The organism is Streptomyces polygonati (assembly GCF_042650325.1).
In the GTDB taxonomy this organism is placed as follows: Bacteria; Actinomycetota; Actinomycetes; order Streptomycetales; family Streptomycetaceae; genus Actinacidiphila; species Actinacidiphila polygonati.
Genome location: NZ_JBHSBB010000013.1, coordinates 157,154 through 171,333, shown reverse-complemented (window position 1 = coordinate 171,333; position 14,180 = coordinate 157,154). Strand labels below are relative to the sequence as shown.

Genomic DNA, 14,180 nt, shown 5'->3' with positions numbered 1-14,180 from the left:
GGCTCACCGCGGTCCAGGTGAGGAGCTCACGACGACCACGGAGGGGGAACAACGTGTCCGATGTGTCGAGGCGTTCGCTTTTGGGCTACACGGGTACGGCAGTGGCCGGCACAGTGCTGGCGGGGGCCGGCACCGCCCAGGCCGCTCCGGCGAATACGACCACGCCGCACACGACCGCCACCACGCCGAGCGTTGTATTCGCGGGCGACACCAAATTCAGTGGCTACGCGACAGTCCCCACTGATTTCGGCGGGACCGGGGAAATCGACCTCAGCTTCACTGTCGGCATCTCCGAAGCGGGTGGATCATTCACCGTCACCCCGCTGGAGATAGCGAATGCCCTGAACGCGCTTCTGGCGTCCCACGGCTGGCCGCCGGTCACCTTCTACGGCAGCCCGGCCCCCGTAGCGCTGAACTGACCACCGGCCCCGGGTCCCGGGAGCCCGCGCCGCTCCCGGGACCTGCCCCGCCGAGAGCTACTCCAGCCGCGGCTGCCGCACCGGCGCCGGGCAGATGCGGTTGCCGTCCTGGTCGAAGACGTACAGGTAGGCGAGATCGACCAGCAGCGGTACGCGGTCGCCGCGCCGTACCCGGATGTCCGGGCCGGTGCGGACCACCAGGTCGCCGGTCTGGGTCTCCGGCGGGCCCAGCGGGCGGTCGGTGACGGGGATCGAGTTCTGGCCGGGGCTGTAGGCGGGCTTGGGCGGGGCGTCGCCGTTGCCGGTGCCGCCGGCGTGGTCGCGTTCCATCACCGAGGCCTGGATGCGGCGGGCCGCCTTCTGGGCCAGCTTGCCGATGCCGTTGGAGCCGTTGGCGGCCCGCCGGGCGGCGGACCGCGAGCCGGGGCCGCCGGTCGGGCGCGGCGCTTCGAGCTCGGGCACCACGGCCGGCCGGGAGCCGGTGTTGAGGTGCACCAGCGACTCGTGGCCCTGGTATTCGATGTGCTCGACGATGCCGCTGAGCACCACCTCGCCGGCGTGCGCCTGGCTGGGCTGGGCGATCCGGACCGCCTCCGAGCGCAGGCCGACGATGATCCGCCGGCCCTGCTGGATCCGCAGCATCTGGTGGTCGTAGTTGAGCGGCTCGGGCAGTCCGAGGCGCTGGCGCCCGAAGTCGATCCACATCCCGCCGGTCAGCGGGGCGATCACCATGGCCTGGAGCAGATTGATCCGCGGCGTGCCGACGAAGGCGGCCACGAACACGTTCTCCGGCAGGTGGTACGCCTCGCGCGGGGTGCTGATCTGCTGGAGCACGCCGCTGCGCATGATCGCCACCCGGTCGCCGAGCGACATCGCCTCGGCCTGGTCGTGGGTGACGTAGACGGTGGTGACACCCATGCCGTGGGTGAGGCGGGCGATCTCGGCGCGCAGATGCGCGCGCAGCTTCGCGTCCAGGTTGGACAGCGGCTCGTCCATCAGGAAGACCGAGGGGTGGCGGGAGATCGCGCGGCCCATCGCGACCCGCTGCCGCTCGCCGCCGGACAGCTGCCCGGGGTAGCGGTGCAGGATCTCCTCGATACCGAGGATGCGGGCGGTCTCGTCGACCCGCGGTCCGTGCTCCTCGCCGGGCATCTCGAAGCGCAGCGGAAAGCCGATGTTCTCCCGGCTGGTCATGCTCGGGTACAGGGCGAAGTTCTGGAAGACCATCGCCATCTTGCGGTCGCTGGGCGCGAGGTCGTTGGAGTATTCGCCGTCCAGCAGCAACTCGCCGGTGGTGATGTCCTCCAGGCCGGCGATCATCCGCAGCACGGTCGATTTGCCGCAGCCCGAGGGGCCGAGCAGGACGAGGAACTCTCCAGGAGCGATGTCGAGCGAAAACCGGTCCACGGCCGGCGACGGCTGTTTCGGGTAGTACTTGGACACTTCGTGCAGGGTGATGGCGCGTGTCATAACGGGAGCCGCCAGGGTGGTCGGACATGGTGACGGGGCACGTGGGGGGTGGCGAACGGGTACTGCGAGACGTGCTGGTCCTGCCAGCGGTGTCCGGGTCGTTGTCGATGTCGCTGATGCCGGTGTGGCCGAATTGGTGTGACGTGCATGACGTGCCTGACTTGCTGTACTTGCCGTGTTGTGACGGCAGTTGCGAAACTTCGGATGGTGCGCGGATGACGCTGCGGAGAAGGTAGTCCACGTACCACTGCTTGCGGAACGTTTGTATCAACACAGGATTGATACTTTTGGACCGTGACGAACATCGCGCTCGGCCCGAGCTGGCTCGACCCGGACCACTTGATCAACACCTACGGCCTGTGGGGCGTGCTGCTGATCGTGTTCGCGGAGTCCGGCCTGCTGATCGGTTTCTTCCTGCCGGGCGACTCCCTGCTGTTCACCACCGGGCTGCTGGTGGCGTCCGGCACCATGCACCAGCCGCTGGCGCTGGTGGCCGCCTCGATCGCGTTCGCGGCGGTGGCCGGCGAGCAGGTGGGCTATCTGTTCGGGCGCAAGGTGGGGCCGTCGCTGTTCGGCCGGCCCGATTCCCGGCTGTTCAAGATGGAGAACATCGAGAAGGCGCACGCGTTCTTCGACCATCATGGCCCCAAGGCGATCGTGATGGCGTGCTTCGTACCGGTGGTGCGTACGTTCACACCGATCGTGGCGGGCGTCAGCCGGATGAACTACCGCACCTTCCTCACCTTCAACGTCCTCGGCGGCACGATGTGGGGGGCCGGTGTCACGCTGCTCGGCTACTGGCTGGGGCAGATCGCCTTCGTCCGCGACAACATCGAGCCGATGCTGGTCCTGGTGGTGCTGGTCTCCGTGGTGCCGCTCGGCATCGAGTACCTGCGCTCGCGGGGCAAGGCCAAGAAGGCGGGTCCGCAGGCGGCGGCCGAGGCGCCGGGCGGTTACGCCCCGGCAGCCGAGCCCACCGCGGCCGACGGTTCCGAGCCGCTGATCCCCGTCTCGCGCGGCGGGCGCCACCGGGCGCAGAAGCGCTGACGCGGTGAAAGGGACGGGTACGGGACCGGGCACGGGTACGGATTCCGGTGCGGCGGCGGGCGGCGGCCGGGACACCGATCGGGGTCCGGCGACCGGCTCCGGCCCGCCGGCCGGCTCCACCGGCTCCGCCGGCCTGCCCGGCGCCCCCGGGCCGGGCAGCGCCTTCACGCCGCCCGACGGCATCCCGGTGGTGCTGCTGCCGCCGGACGACGCCCGCTGGCAGGACCGGATGCGGGCCATCGTCCGGCTGCCCGCCACCGAACGCCCGGTGCCCGAGCTGCCGCTGGCCCGCGCGGAATCCGGGCACACCGTCGCCGTCCCCCGGGTGCTGGACCTGACGCTGCGGATCGGCGAGCTGCTGCTGGCCGGCGGTGAGGGCGCCGAGGACGTGGAGGCGGCGATGTTCGGCGTCGCTTACGCGTACGGGCTGGCCCGGGTGGAGCCCGCCGTCACCTTCACCCTGCTCGGCATCTCGTACCAGCCCTCGCTGACCGACCCGCCGCTGACCATGAGCCGCACGGTCCGGCGGCGCGGCACCGACTACACCCGGCTGGCCGCGGTCTTCGCGCTGGTCGGCGCGATCACCGAGCACGAGGTGACGCTGGAGGACGCCTACCGGCGGCTGACGGTCATCCGGCGGAACCGGCACCCGTACGACAGCTGGGCGCTGACCTGCGCGGCCGGGCTGCTCGCCGGGGCGGCCAGCATGCTGGTCGGCGGCGGTCCGATCGTCTTCGCGGCGGCGGCGCTGGCCGCGATGCTCGGCGACCGGCTGGCCTGGCTGCTGGCCGGGCGGGGGCTGCCGGAGTTCTACCAGTTCGCGGCGGCGGCGATGCCCGCCGCCGCGACGGGCGTGGTGGTGGACCGCTACGGGCACTGGATACCGGGGGCGACCGGCCTGCAGTCCTCCGCGGTGATCACCGGCGGCCTCTTCGCGCTGCTGCCCGGCCGGGCGCTGGTGGCCGCCGTGCAGGACGGCCTGACCGGCTTCTACATCACCGCCTCGGCCCGGCTGCTGGAGGTGGTCTATCTGGTCGTGGGCATCGTCTTCGGCGTCACGGTGGTCCTCTACGCCGGGGTGTCGCTCGGCGCCGACCTCGACCCGGACCAAGCGCTGCGGGCCTTCGACCACCACCCGTGGGTGCAGCTGATCGCGGCGATGGTGGTGACGCTGGCCTTCGCGGTGCTGCTCCAGTGCGAGCGTGGCGTCCTGCCGCTGGCCACCCTCAACGGCGGCGTGGGCTGGACGGTCTTCGGCGCGCTGCACCAGCGGGCGGGCGGCAATCAGGTGGCGGCCACCGCCGCCGCGGCCGGTCTGGTGGGCCTGTTCGGGCAGCTGATGGCGCGCTACCGCTACAAGTCGGTGCTGCCGTACGTCACCCCCGCCATCGGTCCGCTGCTGCCGGGTTCGGCGACGTACTTCGGGCTGCTGGCCATCACCCAGCACCACACCGACCAGGGGTTCACCCAGCTCACCAAGGCCGCCGCGCTGGCACTGGCGATAGCGGTGGGCGTCAACCTCGGCGGGGAGATCGCCCGGCTGGCGCTGAAGCGTCCCGGCGCCGCCCCGCCGCGCAAGGCGGCCAAGCGCACCCGGGGATTCTGAGCGGGCCGCACCCCCGGGGCCGGTGGGACCGCGCCGGTAGGGAAGGCTGTTGAGCGACGGGCCGCCGGCCGGGCGCGACAAGCTGCAATGGGTGAGATATGCCCGTAATGTCGCGTACGGCGCACGGCTCGTCACGCTGGTCACCCACGGCGTGCAGCCCGCGCCCACCGTCCCCGCCGAGAGGCCCCCCGCATGTCCCTGCACAAAGGCTCCGGCAACGCCCGCGAGATCTCCGTCAACCCGTTCTTCGGAGCCGCCGACCCGGTGGGCGGCATGACCACCGCCCCGCCCAAGCACCGGCTGCCGGACGGCCCGATGACGCCGTCGGCCGCATATCAGCTGGTGCACGACGAGCTGATGCTCGACGGCAGCGCCCGGCTCAACCTCGCCACCTTCGTCACCACCTGGATGGAGCCGCAGGCCGGCGTCCTGATGGCGGAGTGCACCGAGAAGAACATGATCGACAAGGACGAGTACCCGCAGACCGCCGAGATGGAGCGGCGCTGCGTGGCGATCCTGTCCGACCTGTGGAACGCGCCCGATCCCGGCGCGACCGTCGGCTGCTCCACCACCGGCTCGTCCGAGGCCTGCATGCTGGCCGGCATGGCGCTCAAGCGCCGCTGGGCCAAGCGCACCCCGGGCTATCCGGCGACCGCCCGGCCGAATCTCGTCATGGGCGCGAATGTGCAGGTGTGCTGGGAGAAGTTCTGCGCGTTCTGGGAGGTCGAGCCCCGGCTGGCGCCGGTGACCGGCGACCGGCTGCACCTGGACGCGGAGTCGGCGCTGGCGCTCTGCGACGAGAACACCATCGGGGTCGTCGCCGTCCTCGGCTCCACCTTCGACGGGTCCTACGAGCCGGTCGCCGAGATCTGCGCCGCGCTGGACGCGTACGAGGAGCGGACCGGCACGCACATCCCGGTGCATGTCGACGGTGCCTCCGGCGCGATGATCGCGCCCTTCCTGGACCCGGACCTGGTGTGGGACTTCCGGCTGCCGCGGGTCGCCTCGATCAACACCTCGGGGCACAAGTACGGGCTGGTCTACCCGGGCGTCGGCTGGGCGCTGTGGCGGGACGCGGAGGCGCTGCCGGAGGAGCTGGTCTTCCGGGTCAACTACCTCGGCGGCGAGATGCCGACCTTCGCGCTCAACTTCTCCCGGCCGGGCGCCCAAGTCGTCGCGCAGTACTACACGTTCCTGCGGCTGGGCCGGGACGGCTACCGGGCGGTGCAGCAGACCAGCCGGGACGTGGCCCAGTCGCTCGCCGCGCGGATCGAGGAACTGGACGACTTCCGGCTGGTCACCCGGGGGGACGAGTTGCCGGTCTTCGCGTTCACCACGGCGCCGGAGGTGACGGCGTTCGACGTCTTCGACGTGTCCCGGCGGCTGCGCGAGCACGGCTGGCTGGTGCCGGCCTACACCTTCCCGGCCAACCGGCAGGACCTGGCGGTGCTGCGGGTGGTCTGCCGCAACGGCTTCTCCGAGGACCTGGCCGATCTGCTGATGGACGACCTGAACCGGCTGCTGCCCGAACTGCGCGCCCAGACGCACCCGTTGAACCGGCCGGAGAGCAAGGCGACCGCGTTCCACCACTGAGGTCCGCCGGCCGGGGCAGACGGAGAAGGCGACCCGAACGGACCGAACCGACCGAACCGATCAACCGACCCGGTTGACCCAGCTGACCCAGAGGGAGAGCGTCATGGCCGATCACACCTACCGCGTCACCGAGATCGTCGGCACCTCGCACGAGGGCATCGACGCCGCCGTGCGCAACGGCGTCCGGCGGGCCGCGCAGACGCTGCGCGGACTGGACTGGTTCGAGGTCACCCAGGTCCGCGGGCACATCGTGGACGGCGAGGTGGAGCACTACCAGGTGGGGCTGAAGGTCGGTTTCCGCCTGGAGGACACCGAGTAGGAGCCCCGTGGCGGCCCCGCCCGGGCGCGGGTCCCCGGCATCCGGCGAGCGCCGTGACAGAGTGAGCGTCACGTCAGATTTGTCTGCTTTGCCAGTCTTTGTCACGTCTGGCAGCTTCGGCGGGTCTGGCGCGTTCGCAAGGCTTGTCACGTCCGTCGCGCTCGCTCCGGGAGACCCGCCGTGGCCCGTACCACCCATGCCGCCGCACACGTCCATGTGATCCTCAACCAGAAGGGCGGCGTCGGGAAGTCGACGCTCACCGTCAATCTCGCCGCGGTCACCGCCGATGTGCTGGGCCGCGGCGAGAACCCTGCCGGCGGCCCCGGCGCCGCCGGCGCGGGCCCGAGCGTGGTGGCCGTCTCCATCGACCCGCAGGGCTCCGCGGTCTGGTGGTCCCAGCGGGTCGGCGAGGAGCTGCCGTTCGACTTCGTCCAGGCCCATGACGACCTGGCCGGACTGGCCGCGCTGCGCGATCTGCCCGGCGTACGGCATGTGTTCGTGGACACCCCCGGCTGGCTGGGGGTGCCGGCCGCGGAGGGCGATCCGCTGGGTACGGGACCGGCCGCGGACGCGCTGCGGGCCGTGCTGGACAGCGCGGACGACGTGATCGTGCCGATCGAGCCCGAGCCGCTGGGCTTCGAGCCGACCCAGCGCACCGTCGAGCGGGTGATCGTGCCGCGCGGGCTGCCGTACCGGGTGGTGGTCAACAACTGGGACCCGCGCGACGGCCGGGCCGACCTCGAACAGACCCAGGCGTTCATCGCGGCCCAGGGCTGGCCGGCCGCCCGGACCGTGGTCCGGCACTACAAGCTGCACACCCGGGCCAGCGCGGACGGCCTGGTCGTCACGCAGTACGGAGCGAACCGGACCGCGCTCCAGGCCCGCGAGGACTTCTTCCGGCTGGCGCTGGAGGTCGGCCTCGGCGCACCGCCGGTGCCGCGCGCCCGGGCCGCCCGGCAGCGGGCCGGAGCCGTCCGGTGATGGGCCGGCGGACGGATCTGGCGACGCTGCTCGGCCCGGGCGGCGCCCGGGGCAGCCTGGTCGGGGCGGCGGCCGACGCGATGGCCGGCGCGATGGCCGGCGCGGCCCCGCCGCCGCGCACGGCCCGCCCGGCTCCGCCGGCCCACCCGGTGACCGTCCCGGTGGGCGCGCTCGCCCCCAATCCCGGCAACCCGCGCGCCGAACTGCGCGACCTGGCCGGGCTGGCGGACACCCTGCGCGAGCGCGGCGTGCTGCAACCGCTCGGCGTCGTCCCCCGGGACGATTTCCTGGCCGCGCACCCGGAGCACCGGGAGGCGGTCGGGGCGGCCGCGTACGTGGTGCTGCACGGCCACCGCAGACTGGCCGCCGCCCGCCTGGCCGGACTGACCGAACTGCCCGTGCACGTAAGGACGGACGCGTCCCGGACGGACGAGGACGCGCTGATCGAGAACGTCCAGCGCGACGACCTCACCGAACTGGAGCAGGCCCGGGCGCTCCAGGGCCTGATCGGCGCCTACGGCTACTCGCAGCGGGAGGTCGCGGCCCGGATCGGCAAGACGCAGGGCTTCGTCTCCCAGCGCCTCGCCCTGCTGAAGCTGAGCGGCGAACTGCGGGACGCGCTGGCCGCCGGCCGGCTGACCGTGGAGGACGCCCGGCGGCTGGCCCGCCTGCCGCGCGAGGCCCAGACCATGCCGGCCCCCCGGACCGGCGGGGCGGCGCCCCGGTCGGCGGCCCGGTCGGCGGCCCCCTCCTCCGCGCCGGACCGGCAGGAGCCGGCCGCTCCGGCGACCGTGATCACCCTCGACACCCGCTCCACCCCGGAAGCCCTCGCGGACACCCTGCGCCGCCACCTGTCCCCCACCACGCTGGACCGGCTGGCCGCGCTGCTGGGCGCCGGGTAGCTCCCGGCCGGGCGGCAGGACCCCGGGGCCCGCTGCGCCGACCGGGTGTGGGCCGTACGGGGGTGATTTCGGCGGTCGGGTGGCCCGGACGGGTCATGTGTGGTCGCGCGGACCGACAATGCGTCAAATCCTTTTGTCATAAAGCGGGTCAAAAGCGCCGGACTCCTCTCCCAGCCGTTCGGCTCCCCGCGCCGTGGACGCCGACGCATTCCCGGGAGCCCGTCATGAGCCACCAACCGCCCACCGCGCCGCCGCCACCGGGGGCGAAACCGCCGGGCCCGACCGGGCCGACCCCCTCGGGCCCCACTCCCTCGCACACCCCGCCCGGCGGCCGCCACCCGCACGCGCACCCCGGCGGCGGTGACCACAACGCGTGGGCGGCCAGCGGCATCCTCTTCGCGGGCACCCTGCTGGTGCTGGCCGGCGTCCTGGCGGTGCTGGAGGGCGCGGTCGGCATCGCCCGTGACTCGGTCTTCACCGCCACGCACAACTACTCGTACCGCTTCGGCGTCCGCGCCTGGGGCTTCGTCCACCTGGTCATCGGCGCCATCGCGGTCGTCGTCGGCCTCGGGGTGCTGCGCGGCCTGGTGTGGGCCCGCTGGACCGGCATCCTGATCGCCGGGGTGAGCCTGGTCGCCAACTTCATGTTCCTGCCGTTCCAACCCGTCTGGTCGGTCGTCCAGATCGCGATCGACGTCTTCGTCATCTGGGCGCTGGCCACATACCGCCCCACGCACACCCGAGGTGGTCTGCTGTGATGCCCTACTCGGCGTACGTTCCGCTGACCCCGACCCTGACGCAGCTGCGCCGCTGCACCCTCGCGGTGGACATCGGCGCCGCCCGGACCCGGGTCTTCCTGCGCGGCAAGGGCCTGGTGGTCGACGAGCCGAGCGTCGCGGCGGTCGACGTACGCACCGGCGCGCTGGTCGCGGTCGGCAACCGCGCCGAGAGCATGGCCGGGCGCACCCCCGCCCACATCCGGGTGGTCCGCCCGGTGGCGGGCGGCGCGGTGGTCGACATCTCGATGGCCCAGCGGATGCTGCGGCATGTGCTGGGCGACCGGCTCGGCCGCCGCTGGCTGCGGATGTCGGTGCTCCGCGGCATGCCGGTGATGCGGGCGGCGGTCTGCATGCCGCACGGCAGCGAGCCGATCGCCCGCCGCGCCGCCGTCGAGACGCTCTACGGGATCGGCGCCCGCCGGGTCGAGCTGGTGGACACGCTGATCGCGGCGGCGGTCGGCTGCGGGCTGCCGGTGGAGCACCCCGAGGCGACCATGATCGTGATCTGCGGCGCGGGTACGACCCAGATCGCCGTGCTGTCGATGGGCTCGATCGTGTCCGCCGAGACGGTGCCGGTGGGCGGCGACGCCATCGACCGGGCGGTGGTGGAGCACCTGCGCAACCGGCACGAGCTGCTGCTGCCGAGCCAGTCCGTCCGCCCGCTGCACCAGGTGCTCGGCGGTCCCGGCGCCGGCGGCATGGAGACCACGGAGGTGCACGGCCGGGACGTCCTCAGCGGGCTGGCGCGTTCCGCGCTGGTGGACACCGAAGGCGTACGGCAGGCCATGCGGGCCCCGATGACCGCCGTGCTGGACGCCATCACCACCGTGCTGCGCCAGTGCCCGCCCGACCTGGTGGCCGACCTCGCCGACCGCGGCATCATGACGGCCGGCGGCGGTGCGAGGATGCCGGGCCTCGATCTGATGCTGCGCCAGGCCACCGGTATGCCGGTGCACATCGCCCCCAACCCCGACACGGTCACCGTGCGGGGGCTGGGGGCGATGATCGAGGGCAAGGTGCGGCCGATGCCGCTGGACCGGGCGGGGGCGTGAGGTAGGCGGTCAGGGCCGGAAGCTCGCCGTGTCGGCGGCGGAGTGGCCGTGCCGCCAGCCCTCGGCGTCCCGGCCCCTGAGACGGGACGTGGTGGTCGAGGGGAACAGCCGACGCGTCTCGGACTCGACCGCGAGGTCCCGCGAGGCCAGCACCGGCAGGAGGTCCGGCGCGGTGGTGGTGGCGGTCTCCTCGGCGGCGGCGCCGGCCAGCCGCTCGCGGATGCGGGAGGCGTAGGCGATCAGGAAGGACTCGCGGAAGTCGCGGGAGCGCGAGGCGCCGCGCTGGAGGGCGCGGTCGGCCTGGACCAGCAGCGAGGTGTAGAGGAGTTCGACGGCGTCGAGGTCGGTGGCGTGGCCGACGACGGTGGAGAAGCCGAAGTCGGCGGACCATACGGCCTGGCAGCGGTTCGCGGCGGCGACCGCGTCCAGCAGCAGGGCCCTGGCGCCTTCGTAGGGCCGGTCCACGCCGATCCGGCGGGCGCCGGGGCCCGCGTCGGAGCCGGCCGCGACCAGCGCCTCGTCGATGCTGTGCCGGGCCATCAGGTGCTGCGCCTTGGCCGACAGGGCCTCGGCCTCCTCCGGGAAGCCGGTGGACTCCGCCTTGGCCAGCAGCGCCCTGATCCGGGCCAGCGTTTTGCTCTCGCCGGCGGCGGGGGCGGCGTGCCTGGGCGCCACGAGCGCGGTGATGCGGGGCAGCCGCCCGTACAGGCACAGCACCTCGACGGCGAGCCCGGCCGCCGAGAACCGGTCCAGCCGCTCCCGCGCGGCGAGGGCGGCGAGCCCTTCCCCGCCCTTCCCCAGCGCGACGGCCACCCGGTGATGCCGTGCGGTCAGCTCCCGCCCCACCATCCGCAGCAGATCCGCCGCCTCCCAGCCCCGCGCCGCGCACTCCCGCCCCACCCTCCGGGCCACCCCTTCCGCCGCCCCGGCCCACCCTTCCCCCCCGGCGGCCAGCACGGACGCGGCGGCATCCACCTCGACGTCCCCGCCTCCGGCGGCCAGCGCCCGCCCGTACGCTTCCTCGAATTCCTCCACGCCCCCATTCTCCCCGGCACCCGCACCGACCGCGCTGCCCTGCCCGGTCCCCGGGGGCACCGGCTGGCGCCCTGCGGGGCCCGGACCCGCCGCGACACATCGACCGGCTCCGGGACCGCGCGCCGGCGGTGGGTCGCTCGCGCAGTTCCCCGCGCCCCCTGCGGGGGCCGACCGCCCGGTTCCTCCGCGCGGCGGGGACCCATCCCGGCGGAGGAAGCACGGCCGCGCCCCGACAGGGGCGCGGGGAACTGCGCGCTCAGCAAGTCACCGGGCGACGGTCCCCGAGCCAACTCAGGTCTCGCGGCGGGTCCGGGTCCCGCAGGGGGCGCTGGGGAACCTCGCGGGGAACCGGCCGCCAAGCGAAGGCCCGGCGAGACCGGCGGAGGAAGACCCACAGGGCCGCGCCCCGACAGGGGCGCGGGGAACTGCGCGCTCAGCAGGTCACCGGGCGACGGTCCCGGAGCCGGCTCAGGTCTCGCGGCGGGTCCGGGTCCCGCAGGGGCGCGGGGAACCGGCCGCCAAGCGAAGGCCCGGCGAGACCGACGGAGGAAGACCCGCGGGGAACTGCGCGAGCGAGTCGGCACCGGCGGACGGTCCGGGGGCGGGTCCCGGAAGCGCGGCGGGGCGGACCCGGTCACTCGCCCTGGGCGACCTCGATCGAGCCGTGGAGGTCGGTGGCCGCCTGCAAGGCGCACCCCGCGGAGAGGGCGAGGCAGGTGAGGAGGACGGCGGCCACCGCGTGGGACGCGCGGGAGCGGGGTTGGGCCGGGTCCGGGGGTGTGAGCAGGGCGGCGACGCGGCGGGGGACGGGGCCGGTGGTGGCGGAGAGGGCCGAAGGGGCGGGGGCGGGGCGGGGGGCCAGGGAGGCCAGGGCGGCGCGGCCGATCGCGCGAGCGGCCAGGCGGCGGTCGCCCACAACGGCGGCGGCGTACTCGTCGGCCCAGCGTTCGAGCGCGTAGGACAGCGGCGAGCGCAGCAACCGCAGCGCTGGATGGCACGCGCAGGCCAGCGCGACCGCCGTGAGGAAGAGGTGGTGGCGCCCACTGAGATGGGCGCGCTCATGGGCCAGCAGGGCTTCCCGTTCCGCCGGGTCCAGCGCCCGCAGCATCCCGCTGGTGACCACGATCCGCCCGGGCCGCCCGCGCCGCCCCGGCAGGGCATACGCGTCGGGTCCCGGATCGGGCAGCACCGTCAGATCGCCGGCCGTCGTCCCCGCCTCGGCGGCGAGCCGGCGGGCGCGCGCGGGCTGGACGACATGACGCCGCAGGGTGCGCAGCAGGGCCACGACCACGACCGTGAGCAGTCCGGCGGCGGCGCACGCGGCCGGCACCGTCACCTGGTCGCCGACCACCGGCAGCCGGAGGTGGCCGAGCGCGGCGACCGGCGGCAGCATCAGCGCGCCCGCGCCGGCCAGCAGCGCCAGCGCCGCGCTGCTGCACACGGCCAGCGCGCCGGCCGACAGCGCGAGCAGCCAGGCCGCGGCCCGGGGCGGCAACGACTCGGCGAGGCGCCGGGCGGCGGGCGCGGCCGGCAGCGGGAGCAGCAACGGCACCCATACGGCGAGGTTCATGCGCGCTCCCCCTCAGGACCGGCTGCCGGTCCGCCCGCGCCGCCCACCCCGCCGGACCCGAGCTCCGCATCCCCGCCGGACCCCGCACCGGATTCACCCGCCCCGGCCGCCCGCCCGAGCCCCGGGTCCGACCCGGAAGGCGCAACGCCGTCCAGCAAAGACCGCAGCAGCGCCTCGTCCGAGGGATCGAGCCCGGAGACGAAGCGGGCCAGCACCGTACCCCGGTCGTCGGAGCCGGACTTGTCCAGTTCCGTCCGCATGCGGCGGGCCGTGAGGCCCGGGGAGTCCTGGACCGGGATGTAGGCGTAGCCGCGGCCGACCCGGCTGCGGCTCACCGAGCCCTTTTCGAGCAGCCGGGCGAGGATGGTGGTGACCGTGGTGCGCGCGAGGTCGGTGCCGAGGTCGCGCTGGACCTCCGCGGCGGTGAGCGCGCGGCCTTCCGCGGCCCACAGGGCCGCCAGCACGCTGGCCTCGAGCTCGCCCGAAGGGCGGCGGGCCGCGGCGCCTTCCGACCCCGACAGGTCCGGCATGGATCGCCCCTTCCCGCTCGCTCGCCTACAGTGCTGTGGAACGACTACATCACTGTAGTCGGCAGGGCGCCTCACCGCGCCCCCGGACCATGGGCCCGTCAGCCCATCAGCCCCGGACCCATTATGAGAGGGCCCCACCACTATGCCGCTGCCCACGCTCGACCAGGCCGTGAACGTACTCGACGCCACCTCGCTGCTGTCCTCCTTCGGAGCGCTGGGCATCGCGATCGTGATGTTCGCCGAAACCGGCCTGCTGATCGGCTTCTTCCTGCCCGGCGACTCGCTTCTCTTCACCGCCGGACTGCTCTGTGTGCCCGGCGCGTCCGGTGTGGTGCATCTCTCGCTGTGGCAGGTGCTCGTCGCCTCGCTGGCCGGCGCGCTGCTCGGCGCCCAGGCGGGTTACGTGATCGGGCGCCGCGGCGGCCCGGCGCTGCTGGCCAGGAGCCGGAACCGCAAACTCCACCAGGGGGCGGAGCGGGCCGCCGAGCTGCTGGGGACGTACGGGCACGCCAAGGCGGTGGTGCTGGCCCGCTTCATCCCGGTGGTCCGTACCGTGCTCAACCCGCTGGCCGGCGCGCTCGGCGTGTCCGCCCGGACGTTCGCGCTCTGGCAGACCGTGGGCGGCACGGTGTGGACGGTGGGCCTGGTGCTCGGCGGATACGGCCTCGGCTCGTCGATCCCGCATGTGGACACCTATCTGCTGCCGATCGTCGGGGTGATCGTCATCGTCTCGCTGACACCGCTGGTGGTGGAGATGCGGCGCGGCCGCAAGAAGGCGGCCCCGGAGACCCCGGAGCGGGCGCCGGAACGCCTCTGAGCGCCCTCGGGCCGGAAGGCGGCGCGGCGCGCCGACGATCGGAGCAATCGGGCAGCGGCC

13 protein-coding genes and 1 pseudogene are annotated in these 14,180 nt (G+C 73.9%); 10 read left to right on the top strand and 4 right to left on the bottom strand.

The features are described from left to right. Window positions 1–53: 53 nt before the first annotated feature. Window positions 54–419 carry a hypothetical protein gene (locus ACFO3J_RS18945; protein WP_386430630.1) on the top strand — a complete coding sequence of 122 codons (366 nt, stop codon included), beginning with the start codon at window positions 54–56 and terminating at the stop codon, window positions 417–419. Between the two features lie 57 nt (window positions 420–476). Here ACFO3J_RS18945 and ACFO3J_RS18940 read toward each other — a convergent pair whose 3' ends face one another. Next, on the bottom strand, window positions 477–1,889 hold the full coding sequence (locus tag ACFO3J_RS18940; protein WP_386430629.1) for an ABC transporter ATP-binding protein: 1,413 nt from the start codon (window positions 1,887–1,889) through the stop codon (window positions 477–479). Between the two features lie 294 nt (window positions 1,890–2,183). Between ACFO3J_RS18940 and ACFO3J_RS18935 the strand changes: the two genes are divergently transcribed. The 8 genes from ACFO3J_RS18935 to ACFO3J_RS18900 all read left to right on the top strand — a co-directional run bounded on the left by ACFO3J_RS18935 (window position 2,184) and on the right by ACFO3J_RS18900 (window position 10,168). After that, window positions 2,184–2,936 (top strand): DedA family protein, encoded by a 753-nt coding sequence (locus tag ACFO3J_RS18935; protein ID WP_386430628.1) that lies wholly within the window; start codon window positions 2,184–2,186, stop codon window positions 2,934–2,936. 4 nt (window positions 2,937–2,940) lie between these two features. Further along, the gene (locus tag ACFO3J_RS18930) at window positions 2,941–4,542 is read left to right on the top strand and encodes a threonine/serine exporter family protein (RefSeq protein WP_386430627.1); all 1,602 of its coding nucleotides are present in this window, start codon (window positions 2,941–2,943) and stop codon (window positions 4,540–4,542) included. 192 nt (window positions 4,543–4,734) lie between these two features. Further along, a complete protein-coding gene (locus tag ACFO3J_RS18925) occupies window positions 4,735–6,135 on the top strand; it encodes a glutamate decarboxylase (RefSeq protein ID WP_386430626.1) in 1,401 nt (466 codons plus the stop codon). Between the two features lie 103 nt (window positions 6,136–6,238). Continuing rightward, window positions 6,239–6,454, top strand: a complete 216-nt coding sequence (locus ACFO3J_RS18920; protein ID WP_386430625.1) for a dodecin — start codon at window positions 6,239–6,241, stop codon at window positions 6,452–6,454. 180 nt (window positions 6,455–6,634) lie between these two features. Continuing rightward, on the top strand, window positions 6,635–7,435 hold the full coding sequence (locus ACFO3J_RS18915) for a ParA family protein (protein WP_386430624.1): 801 nt from the start codon (window positions 6,635–6,637) through the stop codon (window positions 7,433–7,435). Then, on the top strand, window positions 7,435–8,337 hold the full coding sequence (locus ACFO3J_RS18910) for a ParB/RepB/Spo0J family partition protein (RefSeq protein ID WP_386430623.1): 903 nt from the start codon (window positions 7,435–7,437) through the stop codon (window positions 8,335–8,337). Before ACFO3J_RS18915 ends, ACFO3J_RS18910 begins: the two co-directional genes overlap by 1 nt. Before the next feature lie 224 nt (window positions 8,338–8,561). Further along, the gene (locus ACFO3J_RS18905; protein ID WP_386430622.1) at window positions 8,562–9,095 is read left to right on the top strand and encodes a DUF7144 family membrane protein; all 534 of its coding nucleotides are present in this window, start codon (window positions 8,562–8,564) and stop codon (window positions 9,093–9,095) included. A 23-nt stretch (window positions 9,096–9,118) separates the two neighbouring features. Continuing rightward, window positions 9,119–10,168 (top strand): rod shape-determining protein, encoded by a 1,050-nt coding sequence (locus ACFO3J_RS18900; protein WP_386431027.1) that lies wholly within the window; start codon window positions 9,119–9,121, stop codon window positions 10,166–10,168. A 9-nt stretch (window positions 10,169–10,177) separates the two neighbouring features. Here ACFO3J_RS18900 and ACFO3J_RS18895 read toward each other — a convergent pair whose 3' ends face one another. The 3 genes and pseudogenes from ACFO3J_RS18895 to ACFO3J_RS18885 form a co-directional block, all read right to left on the bottom strand. Next, window positions 10,178–11,203 carry a DUF2786 domain-containing protein gene (locus ACFO3J_RS18895; protein WP_386430621.1) on the bottom strand — a complete coding sequence of 342 codons (1,026 nt, stop codon included), beginning with the start codon at window positions 11,201–11,203 and terminating at the stop codon, window positions 10,178–10,180. A 634-nt stretch (window positions 11,204–11,837) separates the two neighbouring features. Then, window positions 11,838–12,773: a M56 family metallopeptidase gene (locus ACFO3J_RS18890; RefSeq protein ID WP_386430620.1), complete on the bottom strand. Its 936-nt coding sequence runs from the start codon at window positions 12,771–12,773 to the stop codon at window positions 11,838–11,840. Window positions 12,774–12,919: 146 nt separating this feature from the next. Next, window positions 12,920–13,303: pseudogene (locus tag ACFO3J_RS18885) on the bottom strand (BlaI/MecI/CopY family transcriptional regulator); the annotation flags it as partial. Window positions 13,304–13,445: 142 nt separating this feature from the next. Between ACFO3J_RS18885 and ACFO3J_RS18880 the strand changes: the two are divergent. Beyond that, window positions 13,446–14,120, top strand: a complete 675-nt coding sequence (locus tag ACFO3J_RS18880) for a DedA family protein (RefSeq protein ID WP_386430619.1) — start codon at window positions 13,446–13,448, stop codon at window positions 14,118–14,120. Window positions 14,121–14,180: the final 60 nt, after the last annotated feature.